Origin of the sequence: Pseudomonas fragi, from assembly GCF_025426255.1 — a bacterium.
In the GTDB taxonomy this organism is placed as follows: Bacteria; Pseudomonadota; Gammaproteobacteria; order Pseudomonadales; family Pseudomonadaceae; genus Aquipseudomonas; species Aquipseudomonas kulmbachensis.
Genome location: NZ_CP104861.1, coordinates 4273903 through 4294641, shown reverse-complemented (window position 1 = coordinate 4294641; position 20739 = coordinate 4273903). Strand labels below are relative to the sequence as shown.

Sequence of the window (20739 nt, the reverse complement as noted above, 5' to 3'; positions counted from 1 at the left end):
CAGTGAGCTAGCTATAAAAAAGGCGCCTTCGGGCGCCTTTTTTGCATCGTAGATCATGGCAATTGGCACCTTGAGCGATTGCTTGAATGTAGCCCCGGGAAATTTGGAGTCCGTCATGAGTGCTTTTCACGACCTAACCTTGGACGCGTTGGACGGCAAATTACTGCCACTGGAAACCTTCAAGGGCCACGTGGTGCTGGTGGTGAACGTCGCCTCACAATGTGGTTTGACGCCGCAATACGCAGCATTGGAAAACATCTTCCAGCAGTACAAGAGCCAGGGTTTCAGCATATTAGGTGTGCCATGCAACCAGTTCGCCGGACAAGAACCTGGCACTGAGCAGCAAATCCAGGAATTTTGCAGCCTCAACTACGGTGTCAGCTTCCCTCTGAGCAGCAAGCTTGAGGTCAACGGGCCTGAGCGTCATCAGCTTTATCGTCTGTTGGCTGGCGAGGGGGCCGAGTTTGAAGGGGATATCACCTGGAACTTCGAAAAATTCCTGGTTGGTCAGGATGGTCGAGTACTGGCACGTTTTTCACCGCGCACCGCACCAGACGATGCAACGGTGATTCAGGCAATTGAAAAATCCTTGGCTTAAGTTTTTTTCGCCGCGATTTGAACCGCTGCTGCGGCTGCGCCAGCGCAGCCCTGGCAAGCCCGCTGCAACTGGTTTTCGAACTGTTCGATAATGCCCGGCCAGCTCTGGCGGCTGGCATGGCGGCGGGCATTGAGGCGCAGGGTGCGCAAGGTCTCGGGGTTTTCCAGCAGCCAGCAGGCAGCTTCGATCCAGGCGTATTCATCGCCAGGCATGGCCAGCACACCGTTGTAACCATGACGGATATGCAGGCCAGCAGCGGCTTCGTCATACGCGACCACGCCCAAACCTGAAGCCTGGGCCTCGAGCACCACATTGCCAAATGTCTCGCCCAGGCTCGGAAACAAAAACACATCTGCGCTGGCGAAGTGGCAAGCCAGCGCGTGTCCGGACTGCTGCCCGCAGAAAATTGCTTCAGGCAACGCTGCTTCCAGTACTGCGCGTTTTGCTCCGTCGCCCACCACAATCAGCTTGAAGCGGCGTGCGGGATAACGGGCTTGCAGCTCATCAAAACAGCGCTTGAGTGCGTCGAGATTTTTTTCCGGAGCCAGGCGTCCTACATATAACAGCGCAATGTCGTTTTCTCTGAGTCCCCAACTCTGGCGCAAGGCGTTTTGGCGTTTTGCAGGGTTGAACAGCTGGCTGTCGACCCCACGCGGGAGCAGATCCAGGCGTTCGAAATGACGGCGCTCAAGTTCCACGCGCTGGCTGGTGCTGGGGACCAGAGTCAGCGCCGAACGGTTATGGAACCAGCGCAGGTAGTGCGTCAGTGCGCGGGTGAACAGAGTCAGGCCGTGTTGGCGCAAGTACTGCTGGAAATTGGTGTGAAAGCCGGTGATCGCGGTAATGCCCAAACGCCGGGCAACCCTTAATGCACACAAGCCCAACGGTCCCTCTGTGGCGATATAGACCACATCCGGGGGTTGCTGGCGCCAGCGTTTGGTCAGGCGATGGGTAGAGGTCAGGCCCCATTGCAGGCCGGGATAACCGGGTAACGGCCAGCCGCGGCAGAGCATCAGCCCGTCGTTGCTGCGCTGGTTACCATCGTCGGTCTGGCGTGGGCGTATCAGTTCAATGCGATGATTGCGTGCGCGCAAACCGTCATATAGATGGCCAAGGGTATTGGCGACCCCATTGATTTCGGGCGCGAAGGTGTCGGTGATCAGGGCGATATGCAGGGCTGTGGTCATGACCCCAGTGTGCTTTGGAGTCATGACGCCCATGTGTCACGGTGATGATGGATTTATGAAGTCAGCGGCTGCGGCTGGAGGCTGCCAGTGCTTCATCGCCACGTTCGCGTACCCAGAACAGAGTCGCCCCGGCCACGGCAGCGGGCATCATCAGGATATTGACCACCGGGATCAGCAGCATCAGGTAGACGATGCCGCCAAAGCTCATGCTCTGCCAGCGCTTCTCGCGCAGCCAGGCGAGCATTTCGTTCCAGCCCAGCTTGTGGTTGTCGGCCGGGTAGTCGATGTACTGAATGGCCATCATCCAGATCCCGAACAGTAGCCATAACGGTGCGGCAATCAGGTTGAGCACCGGAATAAACGACAGGATCAGCAACGCAATGGCCCGCGGCAGAAAGTAGCCCAGCTTGCGCATTTCGCGGGCCAGGGTACGCGGCACCATTGCTGCCAGTTCGGCCCAGCTGAAGGGCGGGGAGTTATCGACCCCGCGTACCACGGCTTCGACTTTTTCCGATAGAAAACCGTTAAACGGCGCGGCAATGATGTTGGCCAGCATGGTGAAGGTGAAAAACACCATCAACGCGACCAGCACGACAAACAGTGGCCATAACACGTAATTGAGGAAGCTCAGCCAGCTGGGCAGCGACGGCATCAGGGCATCGACCCATAGGCTGAATTGATGCCCGGCGAAGTAAATCAATCCGACGAACAGCACCAGATTGATCAGCAATGGCAGCAGCACGAACAGGCGCAAGCCGGGGCTGAGAACCAATTTCAGGCCTTCACGCAGATACTGCGGGCCAGAGAGAACGGGGGCGGGCATAGAGTGCTCCGAGCAGTGGAAAACCGGGCGACCTTAACGGCTTTATCCGCAAGGCGAAAGTCTTGTATCAGGTTCGACAATTACTGTAACAAAGCCGTCTAAAATCGGATTCGACTACATAGAGACCCGCTATGAGCTGGATTGTTAATGCGTATTTCCTTACTCTCTGCGGCCTCTATATGCTTCACCCATATTTTTCAGGATCTGCGCGTTCCAGGCATAGCCTGGGCAGATTTACGGTTTCTTTTTATTCCAGCCGGTAAAGCGGCGTTCCGACCCGGTTGCAATGCGGGCGGTCATAGGAGTGAGTCATGTCTGAAGTACGTCATTCGCGTGTGATTATTCTGGGTTCCGGCCCTGCCGGTTACAGCGCCGCTGTCTACGCGGCCCGCGCCAACCTCAAGCCACTGCTGATCACGGGCATGCAGGCTGGCGGTCAATTGACCACCACGACTGAAGTCGACAACTGGCCGGGTGATGTTCATGGTCTGACCGGCCCGGCACTGATGGAGCGCATGCGCGAGCACGCCGAGCGTTTCGAGACTGAAATTGTTTTCGACCACATCAATGAAGTGGATCTGAAAAACAAGCCGTTTACCCTCAAGGGCGACAGCGGCACTTTCACCTGCGACTCGCTGATCATCGCGACAGGCGCCAGTGCCCGTTACCTGGGCCTGCCGTCTGAAGAAGCGTTCATGGGCAAGGGCGTTTCGGCCTGTGCGACCTGTGACGGTTTCTTCTACCGCAACAAGCCGGTTGCCGTGGTGGGTGGTGGCAACACTGCTGTTGAAGAGGCGCTGTACCTGGCCAATATCGCCAGCAAAGTGACCCTGGTCCACCGTCGTGAAACGTTCCGTGCCGAGAAGATCCTGATCGACAAGCTGCACGCCCGTGTCGCTGAAGGCAAGATCGAGCTCAAGTTGAACGCGACTCTGGACGAAGTGTTGGGCGACAACATGGGCGTGACCGGTGCCCGCCTGAAGAACAACGACGGCAGCTTTGACGAGTTGAAAGTCGACGGCGTCTTTATCGCCATTGGCCATACGCCGAACACCTCGTTGTTCGAAGGCCAACTGGAGCTCAAGGACGGCTACATGGTTGTGCAGGGCGGCCGTGAAGGCAACGCCACGGCTACCAGCATCGAAGGTGTGTTTGCTGCGGGCGACGTGGCTGACCACGTTTACCGTCAGGCCATCACCTCGGCGGGTGCTGGTTGCATGGCTGCGCTGGACGCCGAGCGCTACCTGGACGGCCTGCAGAACGCCCAGTTCTGATAGCCCGCCCCAATAAAAAAAACCGGCCTAGGCCGGTTTTTTTGTGTCTTGTGCCAACCCCACAACCCGTAGCCGCTACCAAAGGCTGCGATAAGGTTCGAAGAACCTTCAAAAGCGGGTTGCTGCGCACCCCATCGCAGCCTTCGGCAGCGGCTACAGGTTGGGATTACGCCTTGCGCGTCAGCGGCTGGGCGTCGAATTTGACCCCGGCCAGGCCGTGGGTAATCAGTGCACGGATATTGCTGTGGTCAGTGCCTTCGGGGGTGGCCAGTACCGAGCGGTAGTGCTCGCCGAAGGCCAGCAACGACTCCTGATCGCTCAGGCCTTCCAGCAGGGCCAGGCCCAGAGTCTTGCATGAACCTTCGTTCTGCCCGGCAGCGTTTTCCACGCCACCGTTGTTGAAGGCCTGTGGCTGGTAATCGTAGTGCGCTGCGATAAACGCCAGGGTATCGGCAAAAACGTGTTCGCCGCTGGTGAGGCTGGCGCGCAGGGTGTTCAAGTCAGTCATGCTTTTTTCCTTGGGCAAACGCCGCCGCCTGCTCGGCGCTGGCTTCTTTCTGGTATAGGGATTTCCACTCGGCATACGGCATGCCGTATACCACTTCACGGGCGTCATCGAGGCTGATGTCGATCTGGCGCTCGTCAGCCGCTGCCTTGTACCACTTGGACAGGCAATTGCGACAGAAACCCGAGAGGTTCATCAGGTCAATATTTTGCACGTCCTTGCGGCTGTCCAGATGCGCAACAAGGCGACGAAAGGCCGCGGCTTCGAGTTCAAGTTGTTCTTGGGCTGTCATGGGTTTCACCGAGGTTAAGAGGTTGCAGCCTGGCGGCTCGCCGCCAGGGTAATCGACACCGATTCGGCATAGCGCAGCGCGTGCGGCTTGTCGACTTCGACTTCGGCATACAGCACGGCCGCGTTGGCCATCACCAGGTCCAGCAACTCCTGGGTCAGGCGCTCCAGCAGGGCGAAGCGGTTTTCTTCGACGTGCTGGATCACGGCCTTGGTGATGGTGCGGTAATTGAGTGCGTGGTCGATATCGTTATCGCGTACTGCCTCTTGCGCCGCGTAGAGGATGGTGAGGTTGATCAATACATCCTGCTTATTGAGGATTTCTTCCTCATTGATGCCGATATAGGTGCGCAGGCACAGATCTTTGACGCGAATGCGGGCCATTCCTGGCTGAAGTTGTGACATTACGACTTGCTCCGTCCAATCAGTTGCAAGAATTCCATGCGGGTACTCGATTCGCGAAAGGCGCCGAGCATGACCGAGGTGTTCATGGTCGAATTCTGTTTTTCTACACCGCGCATCATCATGCACATGTGCTGGGCTTCAATCACCACGGCCACACCAGCGGCCTGGGTGACGCTCTGAATGGCGTCGGCGATTTCCCGGGTGAGGTTTTCCTGGATTTGCAGGCGACGGGCGAACATGTCGACGATGCGGGCGATTTTCGACAGCCCCAGCACTTGGCCGGTCGGGATGTAAGCTACATGGGCCTTGCCGATAAAGGGCAGCAGATGGTGCTCGCAGAGTGAATACAACTCGATGTTGGCCACGATCACCATCTCATCGCTGTCCGAGGCGAACAGAGCCCCGTTGACGATGGTTTCAAGGCTCTGCTCGTAGCCATGACACAGGTATTGCATGGCTTTGGCGGCGCGCTTTGGGGTGTCGAGCAAGCCTTCGCGCTCAGGGTCTTCGCCAAGACCAATGAGGATATTGCGGTAATGCCCGGGCAGTGATGCACTCATGAAAATACTTCCTCGCGGGACGGCTTATTTTAGATGCCGGCCGCCATTGACGGTCAGGGTAGTGCCGGTCACATGGGGGTTATCCAGCAGATAGCGCAGGCTCTGGTAGATCACCTCGGCACCGGGCTCGATGCCCAGTACGGATTTGGCCAGCGCTTTGGTGCGGTACGCCGCATCGTCGTCAGGGTTGAACAACAGCATGGCCGGGGCGATGCCGTTGACTTTGATCCGTGGTGCCAGTTTAGCCGCGAACGACAAGGTCAGGCTTTCAAGCCCGGCCTTGGTCGCGCAATAGGCAATGTGCTTGCTGCTGCCCTTGCGCGTCACATCATCGCTGATATGCACAATGTCCGCCGGGCTCGAGTGCTTGAGCAGTTCGCTGCAATGCAGGTTGATCAGGTACGGCGCGAGCATGTGCACGCTGAACATTTGCATGAAGGCGCTGGTTTCTGTGCCTGGCGTTTCTGCCAGCCAAGCTGAGGCGTTGTGGACAATCGCGCGCAAGCTGGGGGTGTGGTTTTTAAGACGCTCGATAAAATCAAGAATGCCGGCCTCGGTCGAGAAGTCGGCAAACAACGCAGTAGCGCCCAGGTCACGTAGGGTTTGCACCCCGGGTTTTTCGCTGCGATAGCTGAAAATCACCGGGTAGCCGTCTGCCAGCAATTGCTGCGCACAGTGCAGGCCAATACGTTGGCCTGCACCGGTGATCAGGATCGGAGCTGAAGAAGTGGGCATGACGGACTCAGTGCACAAAAGCCGGAAACAGTCGCGGCGCAGTGGCAAAACTATACCAGCGTGCGCGACATAACGCCCAAGCCCGAGTTTTAGTTGCGCTGTGTCGCAATCGTGTTGCGCATGGGTTTGCCCGGCGTGCTGTGCAGCCAGCTGGCAAGCAAGTGCGTAGACAGTGGAATAAACAGATAAACCATCAGCGGTGTCAGGGCCAGAGTGCTGACCAGTACCCGTGGCAACAAACTCAACTCGCCCAATAATGGTGCGCACACAAAGTTGAACAATAGCGAGACAGGGAAAAATGCCAGCCAGATGGCAACGGCTTGCTTCCAGCGCGGTGGTCGCTGCCCGGCAGCGCCAAACCAGCCGTCGATACCGCTGACACGGTGCTCGGAAGGGTCGGCGAACAAGTCGCTGCCGCGTAGCAACCAGGCTTTGCGCGAGACCGAATGCTCCCAGGCGTGCAGGGTGGATTCGTCGGCAAAGCGGAAAATGATTTGAAACTCGTCATCGCCTGCAGGCGGAGCCAATACGCCGGAGCCCAGATAACCGGGAAAGTCCGTGGCCAACTGTTCGCCTTCATGCAGCCAGGCAATTAATTCCTGATAGCGACCTTTGGCGACACGGCGCGCAACCATCAACGTGACAGGGGAGGTAGACATTGTGTATCTCCATGAGGCTAATGCTGCCCGGGTAGGGCAGACACAAAACACAGCGCCGGGGTGGTGGGCTGTGTGATGAAAGCATGCAAGGATTGTTCCTGAATAAGATCTACCGATCCACCTCACATCAGGGATGTGGGGTGGATCGGGTTCAAGCCAGCTCTGTGGTGGTATTTTTCACCACGGCCAACTCTGGATGCGCCACCAGCTTGTCAATGTGCAACTCGTCATTGTTCAACCAGGTTTCGGTCAGTACCCGATAGTGCTCCATGTCCCGGCAGCGCATGCGCAGGCTGTAATCGAAGGGGCCGCTGATCAATTGGCATTCAAATACCTGGGGGCAGGCTTTGACGCAGGCTTCGAAGGCTTTCTGTGCCGAGCGCCCGCTCTGGTTGGAGAGGGCCACCAGTACCAGCAGCGACAGCCCTGGCGAGACCATTTGCACATCAATGATCGCGCCGTAACCACGAATCACTCCGCGCCGCTCCAGCTTGCGCACGCGCTCCAGGCACGGCCTGGGTGTCAGGTGGACCAGTGCAGAGAGTTTCTCGTAAGTGATACGTCCCTGGTGGCGCAACACATCGATAATGGCCTCATCGATGCGATCCAGTGCAGGGGAGGAACGGTGGCCGGTGGCCTTTGGGTCCATGGTCAATGTCGTGTTCACTTCAAGCGGTTAGAGAGAAATTGCTGCAAGCGTTCGCTGTTCGGTTGATCCAGAATCTCGGCACCACCCTGTTCCTCGACCCGGCCCTGATGCAGAAACAGCACCTGGCTCGACACCTGTCTGGCAAAGCCCATTTCGTGGGTGACCATCAGCATGGTACGACCTTCCTCAGCCAACGTCTGTATGACTTTAAGGACTTCACCTACCAGCTCTGGGTCAAGCGCCGAAGTGGGTTCGTCGAACAATATGATCTCCGGCTCCATGGCCAGGGCACGGGCAATTGCCACCCGTTGTTGTTGGCCACCGGAAAGGAAAGCCGGGTATTGATCCGCTACCCTGCCCGGCAAACCGACCTTGTCCAGGTACATTCGCGCACGCTCTTGCGCCTGCGCAGCGCTCACCCCCAACACCCGACGCGGAGCCATGCAGATGTTTTCCATCACAGTCATGTGGCTCCACAGGTTGAAGTGCTGAAACACCATCGACAGGCGGGTGCGCAGGTTTTGCAACTGCGCCTGATGCGGTGCCTGAGTGCCGGATCGGCCTTGACGCATTTCAATGCTGATGCCGTCGAGGGTTATCACCCCGGCGTCTGGCTGTTCAAGAAAGTTGATGCACCGTAGCAGGGTGCTTTTGCCGGAGCCGCTGGCGCCGATCAGGCTGATCACGTCTCCGTTGCGGGCATTGAGTGAAACGCCCTTGAGTACCTGATGCTCAGCGTAACTTTTATGCAGGTCCTGGACCTTGAGTTTGACGTTGGCGTTTGCTGCCACGACGGTTTGCCTCGCTGCGGGGCGGGTCTCGGTGACGAGAGTTGGATGAGCGGCCAAGGCCTGCGCGGACTGATTCATGGGTTAGCCTCGAGTAGGAGCAAGAAAACGCATCCAGCGATGTTCGGCCAGTCGAAACAGGCCCACCAGAGCAAAGGACAGCAACATGTAAAGCAGAGCAGCAATACCGAAGGCCTGGAACGTCAGGAATGTCTCGGCATTGGCATCGCGGGCTATCTTCAGGATATCGGCGACGGTTGCGGTGAATGCCAGGGAGGTGGCATGGAGCATCAGGATCATTTCGTTGCTGTAGGCCGGTAACGAGCGGCGCAGTGCCGCTGGAATTACCACAAACATGTTCAGTCGCCAGCCGTGCAAGCCATAGGCCCGCGCTGCTTCGATTTCACCATGTGGAATATTGCGGATGGCTCCGGCGAAGATTTCTACCGTGTAAGCGCAGGTGTTGAGCACAAAGGCCAGCAAGGTGCAGTTGAGTGCATTGCGCAAAAACTGGTTGAGCATTGCGTTGTCTTGCACCACTTGCAGGCTATACAGACCGGTGTAGCAAATCAGCAGTTGGATATACAGCGGGGTGCCGCGAAACAGGTAGGTGTACAACTCCACCGGCCAGCGTACCCAGAAGTGTTCAGAAACTCGGGCGATGGCCAGCGGGATCGACAGAAAGAAGCCGAGGGTCACCGAAATGATGAATAGCCACAGTGTCATGGCTACGCCGCTGAAACCCTGTCCATCGGTAAACAGGTAGGCCAGACCATATTGCTGGATTAATTCGATCATCGCGCCATCCCCTTGATGCCGATGTTGTAGCGCCGTTCCAGGCGTTTGAAGATGCGGTTGGACAGGGTGGTGATCAGCAGATACACCAAGCCTGCGAGGATCAGGAAATACAGCGGATCATTGGTGGTCTTGCCGGCGTTTTGCGCAGCCTTGACCAGGTCCGATAAACCGATGATCGACACCAGCGCCGTGGACTTGAGCAGCACCAGCCAGTTATTGCCCAGACCCGGCAGGGCAAAGCGCATCAATTGTGGAAACATCACCAGATAAAAGCGTTGCCAGCGACTCAGGCCATAGGCCGTCGCAGCCTCCAGTTGGCCCGCTGGTACGCTGAGAATTGCCCCGCGAAAATTCTCCGTGAAGTAGGCGCCGTATATAAAACCCAAGGTGACTACGCCAGCGGTGAATGGGTCAATTTCAAAGTAATCCCAGCCGAGCACTTCAGTCAGGTCGTTCAGCCACAGTTGCAGGCTGTAGAAAATCAGAAGGATCAGTACCAGGTCCGGCACGCTGCGGATCAGCGTGGTATAGAGCGTGGCTGGTATCCGCAGCAGCTTGGCGCTGGAGAGTTTGGCTGCGGCCGCGACCAGTCCCAGAGCGAGGCTCAGGACCAGCGCCAGGAATGCCAGCTTGACCGTCATCCAGGCACCTTGGGCCAGCAGGGGGCCGAAGCCCTGCAAGTTAAGGAGTTCATTCACGGGGAAGTTCTCTGAAGGAGTTGTGTCGTCACAGTCGAGGTCCGAAGGACCGCTCTATGGGGCCGCTTCGCAGCCCATCGCAGCCTTGTGCCTCGGCAGCGGCTACGGGACTCGCATTACTCGTGGTAGATATCCAGGTCGCCGACATACTTCTTCTGGATTTGCTCGTAGGTGCCATCGGCATGCACAGCGGCGATGCCTTTGTTGAGCAGCTCCAGCAACTCCTTGTCGTTCTTGCGCAAGCCCATGGCGATGTCCAGAGGCAGGGTCGGGTCCTTGATGGCCGGGCCGCTTTTGAAATCGGCGCCTTCAGGTTTGGACAGGAAATTGAGCTGGGCTTCGAGTTTGTCGGTCAGGGTGGCGTCAAGGCGGCCGTTCTGCAGGTCGGCGTAGTTCTGGCTCTGGGACTGGTACGCCTTGATCTGGGCGCCGAGCTTGGCCAGGTGCGCGCGGGCATAGGCCTCCTGCAGCGAGCCCTGGAGTACACCGACCTGTTTGCCTTCAAGGGACTCCGGAGTATCGCCGAAGTCGGCACCCTTGCGGGTGATCACCGATGTGGGGCTCAGGAACAGCCTGTTGCTGAAGTCGATTTGCTTCTGCCGGGCCGGGGTCACGGCCATCGAGGACATAATGGCGTCGAATTTACGCGCACGCAGGGCCGGGATCATGCCGTCGAATTCGTTGTGTACCCAGACGCACTTGACTTCAAGCTTGGCGCAGATGGCATTGCCCAGGTCAATGTCAAACCCTTGCAGGCTGCCATCGGCGGCCACTGATTCAAAGGGTGGGTACTCGGGGAAGACCCCGAAGCGGATTTCCTTCCATTCCTGAGCCTGGGCGGCGGTGGCACACAAAGGAAGGAGCAGCGCAGCGCAAAGTGTTCGGAGTCGAGTCATGATGTGTATTCCCTATATTTTGTAATTGATGTCAGGGCAGTAGGAAGGTGTTACAGGTCGCATTCATTTTCTGACTCTTTGGTCGCGCTCAGAATGCTTCATGGCGAATCGTTTTTTGTGTCGTTTGCCTCGGGTTTGGCGCTCGGAATGTGCTGTTAAAATGCGAGTGACAGCGCAATCGGCTGCGACACCCGCCAAATCGGCTTTCGGTCCGATATTTTCCAGCCTGCTACTTGCGCAAAGCAGCAGGCTAGAGCTGTCTCAAGCGCGCTTTTTCTGCTGTGCAGCGGGTTGTTGCGCAAGGCGTGCAAACAGGTCCTTTGGGTTGGCCAGGTCCGGCACCAGTTCCAGCTCGCTGCCTACGTCCAGTGCCTTGGCCACGTCCAGTACGTAACGCAGCGCGGAGTAATCTTCGATCGCAAAGCCCACCGAATCGAACAGGGTGACTTGCTGCGCATTTTCTCGGCCGGCGACCTGGCCGTTGATGACCTGCCACAATTCGGTGACCGGCGAGTCCGCTGGCATATGCTGAATTTCGCCTTCGATACGACTTTGCGGTTCGTACTCGACGATCACGCGAGCGCGTTCAACGATGCGTCGATCCAGTTCGGTTTTGCCTGGGCAATCTCCGCCCACGGCGTTGAGGTGCATGCCGGGTTCGATCATTTCGTCGCTGAGGATGGTGGCGTAGGCCTTGTCGGCAGTGACGGTGGTAACGATGTCGGCGCCGCGCACAGCTTGGGCAACACTGCTGGCCACAATCACCCTGATCGCCGGGAAAGCTTTGAGGTTGGCGGCCAGCTTGGCGCTGGCATTGGCGTCGATATCGAACAGACGGATTTCGTTGATCCCCAGCATGGCGTGGAAGGCCAGGGCCTGGAACTCGCTCTGGGAGCCATTGCCGATCAGCGCCATGCTGCGGCTGTTGTCTCGGGCCAGATAGCGCGCCACCAGTGCCGAGGTGGCAGCGGTGCGGATTGCGGTGGTCAGGGTCATTTCGCTGAGCAGTACCGGTTTGCCGGTATCGACGTCTCCCAGAGCGCCGAAGGCCATGACGGTGAGCATGCCGCTCTGAGTGTTTTTCGGATGGCCATTTACGTATTTGAAGGCGTACAACGAGGCGTCCGAGACCGGCATCAGCTCAATCACTCCCTCGGGAGAATGGTTGGCCAGGCGCGGGCACTTTTCAAATTCCTGCCAGCGCAAGTAGTCGGCGCGGATGTACTCGGCCATCTCGGTGATGCACGTCAGCAGACCTTTTTTCGAAACCAGATGGCAGAGATCGTTGACGTCGATGTAACGGGTCATGGGAGGCTCCTTTTATTGAAATGAGGGACGCAATGGAAAATGCACTTCGGCCAACATGCAGCGGGCACTGCCGCCACCGATGCGTTCAATGTTGTCGATGTTCACCACCACCGGCCGGGTGTGCCGTTCTACGTGCTGGCGCTGGGCGGGCTTGAGGGATTGCCAGGCGCTGGCGGACATCACCAGCAACTGCTGGCCGTTGCGGTTGTGGACTTCCAGCATGTTGCCGGCGAAGGCTTCCAACTGATCAAAATCCAGGGCCAGGATGTCCTTGCCGGTATCGCGCAGGGAGCGTTCCAAGGTCAGGCGTTCGTGTGCTTCGGGCAGAGCTTGCAGGCAGACCACGGACAGATCACGGCCGACACTCATCATCACGTTGCTGTGGTAGATCGGTGCCTGATGGCGGTCGACGGCGTGAAAGGCGCACACCTGATAGCCCAGGCGTTCGGCAAACTGGTGCAAGGCGTTGCTGTGGGTGCGCCCGGAGTGGCAGGCGTAGCTGATCCGGTGCTGACGGTCGAGGACCATGCTGCCGGTGCCTTCGAGGAAGATATTCTGTTGTTCCAGATGGCTGAGGTCGATGGTATGGCTGATCGCGAATCGCTGCTCCAGCACTTGCAACACGCCTTTATTGCGTTCCAGTCGGCGGTTCTGGCCTTCCATCGGGTAGAGCACCAGGCTGCCGTCGGCATGGCTGCTCCACCAGTTGTTGGGGAAAATCGAATCCGGGGTGTGGGGGGCCGGCGTGTCCTGTACCACCAGTACGTCAACGCCGTTTTTACGCAGGGTATCGACGTAGCCGTCGAACTCCTCCAGCGCTTTATGCTGTGCCCCTATCGGGTCTGCTGGCGGCTGCTGAAAGCGGTTGTTGATCGCGGTATCCGGGTTGAAGGCAAAGTGCGCCGGGCGGATCATCAGGACGGTGTTGGTGGTTTGCATGGGGCACGGGTCCACGGGCTGGGTAGTGAGGCTATTTTGTGCGCTGTGATCGCGTAATCCCGGTTGAAGTAGGGGAGTGGCTCAGCCGGGAAAGCTGAAAAGCGATGCGCGGCAGCCGAATCTGTTGCGTCCCGCAGGATCAAATTCGGGGGAGGTCTTTACGCGGGAGCGGCGGGGTCATCCCCTGAAGCGTAGAATGGCCCCATCTATTGCAGACCGTGCCCTCCCGATGCCCGTGATTACTGATATTGAGCCCATTACGCAGACTGGCGATGGCCGTGATTCCGAAGGTCTCTACCCGATCCGGGAAGTCGCCAGACTCACTGGCATCAACCCGGTAACCCTGCGCGCCTGGGAGCGGCGTTATGGTTTGATCGAGCCAAAACGCACCGAAAGTGGGCATCGCCTGTATTCGGTGACCGATATTGGGACAATTCGTCGGGTAATGGACTGGCTGGAGCGTGGGGTTACGGTAAGCAAAGTCGCGCAACTGCTCGCCAGCAACACGGCCTGCGACGACCCGCAACCGGTCGCCAACGAATATGCCGAATGGCAGAACCGCATTAGCAGCGCCCTTGCTGCATTCAATGAACCTGAGTTGGAACGCCTCTATGGGCAGGTATTTTCCAGTTACCCGGCAGAAGTGGTGTTTCAGGGAGTTTTTCTGCCGTTGTGGCAGCAGCTGCTGAAAACCCGGGATGTTTTTGGGCGTACCAGCGAGTGGCTGCTGCTGGACGGTTTTTTGCGCGGGCGGGTGCAGCACCGTCTGCAATTGCAGGCGATGGATGCCCGACAGTGCGTGGTTGTAGTGGCAGTGCCTGAGCTATGCCACGAGCTGGAGTTGCTGGTGGCAGGCTTGCTGTTGACCCGCAGTGATCGGGTCGTCAGGGTTTTGGCCATCGGTCAGCCACTGGATGAGCTGTCTCTTGTTTGCGACAGGCTTGAACCGCAGGCCGTTGTGCTGTTTGCCAACCATGCGCTGAACACGGCGCAGCACCGCAGGCTGGAGCGGCTGGCGCAGGCCTTGAATTGTTCGGTGTCATTGGCCGGGGAGGCGGCAAATGTGGCCCAGGAAGCGCTGGCGGGATCATCCATTGGCTGCCTTGGCAGTGAGGCGCGATTGATGAACCAGCGGCTGGACGCTGATCTCAAGGCAACGCAGGGCAGTTGATCGGAGTCAGATGTGCAGGCTCGGATGCGCCAGGCGGTGTTGCTGCAGGATGTACTGGCGCAACTGTTCGATTTCGCCTTTGTCACGCTGGCTTAGCCGATATGCGTAAAAGCCCAGCTCAGTCTTGCGTTCCAGCGTGCCGCGTAGAGCGATCCGTTCATATCCGTCGGGGCTGAACCACTGCGCAAACTGGCGGGGCGGCCGGCTGTCGTGACGCATTTCAACCAGCACGCCTTTGAACGAAATTTCGGTTATCCACAGATGCCCGGCTTTGCCCCGGATATTTTCCAGCGGCACCGGTTCGGCCAGCGTCAGGCGCCAAGGGCGAGCCTTTGGCCCGTCTTCGAAGATACTCGGAGCACCCAGTTGCAGATGTTGGGCATGGAATTCGTCTTCGACCAGACGCAGCGGAAAACTCATTTGCTGGTTGGCAAATTGCGCCTGGATCGTGACCTGTTCATGGGCCGCCAGGCGTGTCAGCAGATCACGGATTTGTGACATTCCGTTGAGCATCAGGCTGGACGACGCATCCCGCGAATTCAGCAGCGGGTTCTGATGCATCGTTTGGATGAAATCCAGCTCGTCCTGAGTCAAAAGGGAATCATGAGACATGGATGGGGCTCAAAAAAGGGTATGAAAATTCGTCACAGTGATTATCAGACCGCTATTTCTACGTTTTGTTTAATCCGCTCGTCGCCTTGAGCGCTTGCAGTTCGGCCTGTACTGCGGCCAGTTGGGCTTCGAGCTGGGCGACACGCTGCTGGGCCTTGACCTGCTGGGTGACATCTTTTTGCACGCCAATAAAGTACGTCAGCTTGTCGTTCTCGTTGAACACCGGGGTGATCGACAGCTCATTCCAGAAATGCGTGCCGTCCTTGCGATAGTTGCGCAGCACCTGGCGGGTTGGCTGCCCGCTGGCGATGGCTTCGCGGATCAACTGCAGGCCAATCTGGTCGCGGTCGCCCGCCTGCAAAAAACGGCAATCCTGATACAGGATGTCGTCGCGGTTGTAGCCGGTGAGGGCTTCAAACGCGTTGTTTACATAAATCAGAATGTTGTCTTCGCCCTCTTGTTCGGCAACCACAATGCCGTCCTGGGACGCGTCTACCATGCGTTGCAACAAACGGGAGTTGATCATTGTGCGATTCTCTTTAGTCGAACAGATTCAAGGATGTTAAGGCATCGGTACGTGAGTGGCGTATCACCTGCTAGTATCCCAGCCTTTTAGTCAGTTACAGGATCAGATTGATGAAAGTCGCCATCCTTTCCGGCTCGGTGTACGGCACCGCTGAAGAAGTCGCCCGCAATGCCAAGCAACTGCTTACCGATGCCGGTTTTGAGGTTTTGCTCAATACTCGCGCCACCCTGGCCGATATTCAGGCGTTTGCTCCCGAGGCTTTTTTGGCCGTGACCTCGACCACTGGCATGGGTGAGCTGCCGGACAACCTTGTGCCGCTGTACAGCGCCATCCGCGATCAGTTGCCAGCCGCCTGGCGCGGTCTGCCCGGCGCCGTGATCGCGTTGGGTGACGAGAGCTACGGCGACACTTTCTGTGGCGGTGGCGAACAGATGCGCGAACTGTTCGCCGAGCTTGGTGTGCGTGAAGTGCTGCCGATGTTGCGTCTGGATTCCAGCGTCACGGTTACTCCTGAAGAAGACTCCGAACCGTGGGTTGCAGACTTGATTAAAGCACTGAACCCATAACCGGTCGTTCACGCAGCAGCTCAAGCCAGGCTTGAGCTGCCCGTGACAAATACGCGCCGTCGCGCCAGATAAACGCGATATCCCAGCGCAGGGAGTCCGGCGCCACAAGCTTGACCCGAACCACGCCGGGGCGCTCCAGAGCACGGGCAACCACGCTGGGCAGCAACACCACGCCTTGGCCTGCGGCTACCAGTGCCACCAAAAAATCCGCCTGGCCACTGCGTCCGCCTTCCTTGGGGGTAAAGCCTGCTTGCTGGCAAGCCTTGAGCACGCGGTCGTTGAGCATAAAACTGCGTTGGTAGAGCAAAAATGGCGTGTCGGCCAATTGCTCGAGGCGCACGCTGGGGCCTTCTGAAAGCGGATGATCGGCCGGGATCAAGACATCCAGCGGCTCGTCGCAAAAAGGTTGGTAAGCAAACGTGGGGTTTTTCGGGGTCAGACTACCGCCCAACTCCAGTTCACCACTCAAAACCGCCTGCTCGATATTCAGACTCCCTTCTTCCAGCAACTGCACTTGAATATTCGGATAGCGCCGCCGGTATTCTGCAAAGAGCCCGGCGAACAGTGTGTTACTGCCCAGCAGCGGCAGGCCGACCCGCAGCTCGCCCCGGGTCAGATGGCTCAAGTCGTCGAGTTCACTCAGCAACTCCTGATGCAAACGCAGCATACCTTCGGCCCGCTGCAACACCACCTTGCCCGCAGCCGTCAGCCTGACCTGTGAACCCAGCCGGTCAAACAGCGGCGTGCCGAGGCTGTGCTCAAGTTGCGCCACCTGCTTGCTCACCGCTGATTGGCTGATATGCAAGTTGTGAGCGGCTGGAGTGAAGCCGCCAAGGCGTGCGACTTCAACAAAGGTGCGCAGGTGTTTGAATTCCATGTGCGTGATTCCATTTTGGAATGGCTATAAGTCTGACAATTCGTTTTCGGGATGGTAGCAGGCTCTTTAAACTGAGGGTCTGTCTGGAATGGAAACATCATGAAACGCTTCGATGTAAAACGCTTGGGTCGTTTGCTCAGTGAACTGGCCGTGTTGTTGGCGCTGTACTTTCTGGGCTGCCAACTGGCGGCCTGGTGGCACTTGCCAATACCGGGTGGGGTTGTGGGTATGGCGCTGTTGTTGCTGGCGTTTGCTCTGGGCTGGGTCAAGCCTTCGACCCTGCAACTGGGCGCTGGTGCATTGATGGCGGAAATGCTGCTGTTTTTTATTCCCGCACTGATGAGCTTGCTCGATTACGGCGTAATTGTGCGCGATGACGGTTGGCGCATCCTGTTGGTGATTGGCGTCAGCACCTTGCTGGTGATGGTAGTCACGGCGTTTACCTTGGAAGCAGTGTGCCGCTGGAGAGTGCGCTATGAAGTTTGAACTGATGCCCATGTTCTGGCTGGCGCTCACGCTGGGGAGTTATGGCTTTAGCCGCTGGCTGTATCGGCGCACCGGGCGCTATCTGCTGTCACCGCTGATCCTGGTGCCGGCCATGTTGCTTGCCGTGGCTGTGCCGTTGCACACGGCGTATGCCGAATACTCCCGCAACACGCATTGGCTGATGCTGGTCTTGGGGCCGGTAACAGTGGCCTTCGCCGTGCCGATCTGGCAGCAGCGCAAGTTGCTGGCCCGGCATTGGGTGGCGTTGCTGCTGGGGATGCTGGCGGGCAGCGCGGCGTCTATTGCCAGTTCTTTCTGGTTGGCCAAGGCGTTGTCACTCGACACTGCATTGACGATGTCATTGGTGCCGCGCTCCATCACTACCCCGTTTGCCATGCCGCTGGCGCAAGACCTGGGTGGCGTGCCCGAGCTCACGGCGGTGTTTGTAATGTTTACCGGAGTATTCGGCGCATTGCTGGGCGGCATCCTGCTCAAGTGGTTGCCGCTGCGCAGCAGCCTGGCCCGAGGCGCACTGTTCGGCATCGGCGCCCACGGTGCAGGTGTGAGCCGCGCCCGTGAAGTGGGCAGCGAAGAAGGATCGGTGGCGGGGCTGGTGATGGTATTGACCGGCATCCTCAACCTGTTCGCGGCGCCGTTGCTGAACATGGTGTTTTAACCATAAATGCATCCCTTGCTTTTGTGGGAGCTGGCTTGCCTGCGATGGCATCCCACGGTTTTGCCTGACGGACTTCATCGCCTGTATCGCAGGCAAGCCAGCTCCCACAGAAGACGCGCTTGGATTATCGCAGGCATAAAAAAGGCCGCTGAAAACAGCGGCCAAAGAAGACGTTCATCAAGGAGCTACAAATCAACGTCAGGGTAAATTGGGGGGCAGAGTCGATGCGACTCAATGCGTTGGACGTGTGTCCGTGCTGGAAAGTTCGACAAGAATAAGGGCTCGCCCGCTGCGGAGTAAGCCCGCTTTGCGACAATCTCTTTTACAGCTTCGACAACAGTTACAGTGCGAAAAAACGTCTGTGGCTCAAGGGTTTGGTCGCTTCGACGGATAGCCAGGATCTGCTCGATGAAGCTAAATTCGTATGGATGTTTTGATAGCGTTCGTCGTCAGTCCGGCTGATACCCCATCCGCCAACTGATGGCCTGGCTCGCAGCCAATAAACGTTTGGCTGCGGGCCCGTTTTCATCGGCATGGAACAGCGACGTTGGGCCTACTACGGTCAGTACGCCCGCCACCTTGGCAGTCGCATCGAACACCGGGGCCGATAGCGCATCGACGCCGGGCATCAGCAAGCCGTGTACGAAGTGCAATCCACGCTGACGGATTTGCTCGCAGAGCCGGGTGTAGGCCTCGGGTTTTTCCAGGGGGTGCACCAGATCGGTTTTCAACTCCAGTTCACGCAAGTCAGCGGTTTCGCGATCCGGCAAAAAGGCGTTGAACACCAACCCTGTGGATGAACTCAGCAGCGGTAGAACCGAGCCCAATTGAGTGACCACCGTAATTGCCCGCACCGCAGGTTCGATATGCACCACGGTCGCGCCCTGATTGCCCCATACGGCCAAAAAGCAGGTTTCATTCAAGTCATCACGCAGCTCGGCCAAGGGCAGGGCGGCGACTTTCAGCACATCCATACTGTTGAGCGCGGCCAACCCCACGCGCAACGCCTCGCGCCCCAGCCCGTAATGGTTGGTGGCGATGTTCTGTTCGGCAAACCCGCTGGCAATCAGCGCCTGTAAATAGCGATGCACCTTGCTGGCGGGCATCTGCACGTGTTCGGCCAGACGCGACAGTGACGTCGAGGGGGACAGCTCGGCCAGGGCCTTGAGGATGTCTGTACCGACTTCGGCTGAGCGCACTTTTTGCTTGCCGGCACTGTCGTTGCTGCTGCGGGTCTTTTCCATGGTGATGCTTATATCTCGGGACGAATGGGCGTCTTTATAGCTTGACGCTTAATACCAATCAAATTACGTTATGCGTAATTGAATTACGATAAAAATAACGCAGCGACGCGCAAACTGTTTCACTGCAGCGCGCGGTCAACTGTCTTCTCCACTTTGGAGGCTCCATGAACCTCGACGCGTCTTCGCCAGCCCTTGGCTATCAATCCGGGTTTGGCAACGAATTCAGCAGCGAAGCACTGCCCGGCGCCTTGCCGGTTGGTCAGAACTCCCCGCAAAAAGCCCCGTACGGTTTGTACCCCGAATTGTTCTCTGGCACTGCGTTCACCATGGTTCGCAGCGAGGCGCGGCGCACCTGGATGTACCGCATCCAGCCGTCCGCCAACCATCCGGCGTTCGTCAAGCTGGAACGGCAATTGGCCGGTGGTCCGCTGGGCCCGGTGACGCCTAATCGCTTGCGCTGGAACCCGTTGCCGATCCCAGATGACGCCACGGATTTTATCGACGGTCTGGTAGGCATGGTGGCCAATAGCGGGTCGGAAAAACCCTCGGGTATCAGCATTTATCATTACCGTGCCAATACCTCGATGCAGCGGGTGTTCTTCAATGCTGACGGCGAGTTGCTGCTGGTGCCTGAACAAGGCCGCTTGCGCATTTGCACCGAGCTGGGGCGTCTGGATCTGGAGCCTTTGGAGATTGCGGTAATCCCTCGAGGTCTCAAATTTCGTGTCGAGCTGCTTGACCCGCAGGCGCGTGGTTACGTCGCTGAAAACCACGGTGCGCCGCTGCGCCTGCCCGACCTTGGGCCGATTGGCAGCAACGGCCTGGCCAACCCGCGTGATTTTCTGACCCCGGTCGCGCATTACGAAGACACGCGCCAAAACACGGTTCTGGTGCAAAAATTTCTGGGCGAGCTGTGGGGCTGCGAGCTGGATCATTCGCCGCTTAACGTCGTCGCGTGGCATGGCAATAACGTGCCGTACAAATATGATTTGCGCCGTTTCAACACCATCGGCACCGTCAGTTTCGACCATCCTGACCCATCCATTTTTACAGTTCTGACCTCGCCGACCAGTGTGCCGGGCTTGGCCAACCTGGACTTCGTGATCTTCCCGCCGCGCTGGATGGTGGCTGAAAACACCTTCAGGCCACCCTGGTTCCATCGCAACCTGATGAACGAGTTCATGGGCCTGATCCAGGGCAGCTACGATGCCAAGGCCGAAGGCTTTCTGCCCGGTGGCGCGTCGCTGCACAGTTGCATGAGCGCCCACGGCCCGGACGGCGAAACCTGTACCAAAGCGATTGCGGCCGAACTGCAACCGAGCAAAGTCGATAACACCATGGCCTTTATGTTCGAGACCAGCCAGGTGTTGCGCCCAAGCCGTTTTGCCCTCGAATGCCCGCAGCTGCAATCCAATTACGACGCTTGCTGGGCCACGCTGCCCGTGACCTTCACCCCGAATCGGAGATAACC

General features: G+C 58.1%; 26 protein-coding genes. 7 read left to right on the top strand and 19 right to left on the bottom strand.

Annotated elements, in window-relative coordinates; genetic code table 11:
- Nucleotides 1-115 precede the first annotated feature (115 nt).
- Entirely contained in the window at nucleotides 116-598 is a 483-nt protein-coding gene (locus tag N7D90_RS19940) for a glutathione peroxidase (RefSeq protein ID WP_261739606.1), read from the top strand.
- Here the strand turns inward: N7D90_RS19940 and N7D90_RS19935 are convergent.
- A complete protein-coding gene (locus N7D90_RS19935; protein WP_261739605.1) occupies nucleotides 595-1785 on the bottom strand; it encodes a glycosyltransferase family 4 protein in 1191 nt (396 codons plus the stop codon). The two genes, N7D90_RS19940 and N7D90_RS19935, sit on opposite strands and share 4 nt — an antisense overlap.
- A gap of 61 nt (nucleotides 1786-1846) precedes the next feature.
- Nucleotides 1847-2608, bottom strand: a complete 762-nt coding sequence (gene cysZ, locus N7D90_RS19930) for a sulfate transporter CysZ (protein ID WP_261739604.1) — start codon at nucleotides 2606-2608, stop codon at nucleotides 1847-1849.
- Between the two features lie 311 nt (nucleotides 2609-2919).
- Between cysZ and trxB the strand changes: the two genes are divergently transcribed.
- Nucleotides 2920-3882, top strand: coding sequence for a thioredoxin-disulfide reductase (trxB, locus tag N7D90_RS19925; protein WP_261739603.1), 963 nt, complete (start codon nucleotides 2920-2922; stop codon nucleotides 3880-3882).
- A gap of 166 nt (nucleotides 3883-4048) precedes the next feature.
- Here the strand turns inward: trxB and N7D90_RS19920 are convergent, their stop codons facing one another.
- The 13 genes from N7D90_RS19920 to ctlX all read right to left on the bottom strand — a co-directional run bounded on the left by N7D90_RS19920 (nucleotide 4049) and on the right by ctlX (nucleotide 13110).
- A complete protein-coding gene (locus tag N7D90_RS19920) occupies nucleotides 4049-4390 on the bottom strand; it encodes a HopJ type III effector protein (protein ID WP_261739602.1) in 342 nt (113 codons plus the stop codon).
- A complete protein-coding gene (locus N7D90_RS19915) occupies nucleotides 4383-4679 on the bottom strand; it encodes a DUF1244 domain-containing protein (protein ID WP_261739601.1) in 297 nt (98 codons plus the stop codon). The genes N7D90_RS19920 and N7D90_RS19915 overlap by 8 nt, the downstream gene beginning before the upstream one ends.
- Before the next feature lie 14 nt (nucleotides 4680-4693).
- The gene (gene folX, locus N7D90_RS19910) at nucleotides 4694-5080 is read right to left on the bottom strand and encodes a dihydroneopterin triphosphate 2'-epimerase (protein WP_261739600.1); all 387 of its coding nucleotides are present in this window, start codon (nucleotides 5078-5080) and stop codon (nucleotides 4694-4696) included.
- On the bottom strand, nucleotides 5080-5640 hold the full coding sequence (gene folE / locus N7D90_RS19905; RefSeq protein ID WP_261739599.1) for a GTP cyclohydrolase I FolE: 561 nt from the start codon (nucleotides 5638-5640) through the stop codon (nucleotides 5080-5082). The genes folX and folE overlap by 1 nt, the downstream gene beginning before the upstream one ends.
- Nucleotides 5641-5664: 24 nt before the next feature.
- Entirely contained in the window at nucleotides 5665-6375 is a 711-nt protein-coding gene (gene folM / locus N7D90_RS19900; protein ID WP_261739598.1) for a dihydromonapterin reductase, read from the bottom strand.
- 89 nt (nucleotides 6376-6464) lie between these two features.
- Nucleotides 6465-7034, bottom strand: a complete 570-nt coding sequence (locus N7D90_RS19895; protein WP_261739597.1) for an antibiotic biosynthesis monooxygenase — start codon at nucleotides 7032-7034, stop codon at nucleotides 6465-6467.
- Nucleotides 7035-7185: 151 nt separating this feature from the next.
- A complete protein-coding gene (locus N7D90_RS19890; RefSeq protein WP_261739596.1) occupies nucleotides 7186-7683 on the bottom strand; it encodes an Lrp/AsnC family transcriptional regulator in 498 nt (165 codons plus the stop codon).
- Between the two features lie 14 nt (nucleotides 7684-7697).
- Nucleotides 7698-8552, bottom strand: coding sequence for an ABC transporter ATP-binding protein (locus N7D90_RS19885; protein WP_261739595.1), 855 nt, complete (start codon nucleotides 8550-8552; stop codon nucleotides 7698-7700).
- Nucleotides 8553-8555: 3 nt separating this feature from the next.
- Nucleotides 8556-9269, bottom strand: coding sequence for an ABC transporter permease (locus N7D90_RS19880; protein WP_261739594.1), 714 nt, complete (start codon nucleotides 9267-9269; stop codon nucleotides 8556-8558).
- Nucleotides 9266-9967: an ABC transporter permease gene (locus tag N7D90_RS19875; RefSeq protein WP_315968125.1), complete on the bottom strand. Its 702-nt coding sequence runs from the start codon at nucleotides 9965-9967 to the stop codon at nucleotides 9266-9268. The genes N7D90_RS19880 and N7D90_RS19875 overlap by 4 nt, the downstream gene beginning before the upstream one ends.
- A gap of 116 nt (nucleotides 9968-10083) precedes the next feature.
- Nucleotides 10084-10863, bottom strand: coding sequence for an ABC transporter substrate-binding protein (locus tag N7D90_RS19870; RefSeq protein WP_261739593.1), 780 nt, complete (start codon nucleotides 10861-10863; stop codon nucleotides 10084-10086).
- 261 nt (nucleotides 10864-11124) lie between these two features.
- A complete protein-coding gene (locus N7D90_RS19865) occupies nucleotides 11125-12171 on the bottom strand; it encodes an ornithine cyclodeaminase (RefSeq protein WP_261739592.1) in 1047 nt (348 codons plus the stop codon).
- A gap of 12 nt (nucleotides 12172-12183) precedes the next feature.
- A complete protein-coding gene (gene ctlX, locus N7D90_RS19860; protein ID WP_261739591.1) occupies nucleotides 12184-13110 on the bottom strand; it encodes a citrulline utilization hydrolase CtlX in 927 nt (308 codons plus the stop codon).
- Nucleotides 13111-13339: 229 nt separating this feature from the next.
- Between ctlX and N7D90_RS19855 the strand changes: the two genes are divergently transcribed.
- Complete coding sequence (locus N7D90_RS19855; protein WP_261742494.1) at nucleotides 13340-14281, top strand: MerR family transcriptional regulator; 942 nt, start codon at nucleotides 13340-13342, stop codon at nucleotides 14279-14281.
- Between the two features lie 6 nt (nucleotides 14282-14287).
- Here N7D90_RS19855 and N7D90_RS19850 read toward each other — a convergent pair whose 3' ends face one another.
- Both N7D90_RS19850 and N7D90_RS19845 read right to left on the bottom strand, forming a co-directional pair.
- Nucleotides 14288-14893, bottom strand: a complete 606-nt coding sequence (locus tag N7D90_RS19850; RefSeq protein WP_261739590.1) for a hypothetical protein — start codon at nucleotides 14891-14893, stop codon at nucleotides 14288-14290.
- Nucleotides 14894-14951: 58 nt separating this feature from the next.
- A complete protein-coding gene (locus N7D90_RS19845) occupies nucleotides 14952-15419 on the bottom strand; it encodes a PAS domain-containing protein (RefSeq protein WP_261739589.1) in 468 nt (155 codons plus the stop codon).
- 110 nt (nucleotides 15420-15529) lie between these two features.
- On the opposite strand from N7D90_RS19845, the gene N7D90_RS19840 reads away from it, so the two are divergent.
- Nucleotides 15530-15985: a flavodoxin gene (locus tag N7D90_RS19840; RefSeq protein WP_261739588.1), complete on the top strand. Its 456-nt coding sequence runs from the start codon at nucleotides 15530-15532 to the stop codon at nucleotides 15983-15985.
- Here the strand turns inward: N7D90_RS19840 and N7D90_RS19835 are convergent.
- The gene (locus N7D90_RS19835; RefSeq protein WP_261739587.1) at nucleotides 15966-16862 is read right to left on the bottom strand and encodes a LysR family transcriptional regulator; all 897 of its coding nucleotides are present in this window, start codon (nucleotides 16860-16862) and stop codon (nucleotides 15966-15968) included. The genes N7D90_RS19840 and N7D90_RS19835 overlap by 20 nt on opposite strands.
- A gap of 99 nt (nucleotides 16863-16961) precedes the next feature.
- Between N7D90_RS19835 and N7D90_RS19830 the strand changes: the two genes are divergently transcribed.
- Both N7D90_RS19830 and N7D90_RS19825 read left to right on the top strand, forming a co-directional pair.
- Complete coding sequence (locus N7D90_RS19830; RefSeq protein ID WP_261739586.1) at nucleotides 16962-17348, top strand: CidA/LrgA family protein; 387 nt, start codon at nucleotides 16962-16964, stop codon at nucleotides 17346-17348.
- Nucleotides 17338-18024, top strand: coding sequence for an LrgB family protein (locus N7D90_RS19825; protein WP_261739585.1), 687 nt, complete (start codon nucleotides 17338-17340; stop codon nucleotides 18022-18024). Before N7D90_RS19830 ends, N7D90_RS19825 begins: the two co-directional genes overlap by 11 nt.
- Before the next feature lie 449 nt (nucleotides 18025-18473).
- On the opposite strand, the gene N7D90_RS19820 is transcribed toward N7D90_RS19825, so the two are convergent.
- The gene (locus tag N7D90_RS19820; RefSeq protein ID WP_261739584.1) at nucleotides 18474-19268 is read right to left on the bottom strand and encodes an IclR family transcriptional regulator; all 795 of its coding nucleotides are present in this window, start codon (nucleotides 19266-19268) and stop codon (nucleotides 18474-18476) included.
- Between the two features lie 164 nt (nucleotides 19269-19432).
- Here N7D90_RS19820 and hmgA point away from each other — a divergent pair, with 164 nt between their 5' ends.
- Nucleotides 19433-20737 (top strand): homogentisate 1,2-dioxygenase, encoded by a 1305-nt coding sequence (gene hmgA, locus N7D90_RS19815; RefSeq protein ID WP_261739583.1) that lies wholly within the window; start codon nucleotides 19433-19435, stop codon nucleotides 20735-20737.
- The last annotated feature ends 2 nt before the right edge of the window (nucleotides 20738-20739 follow it).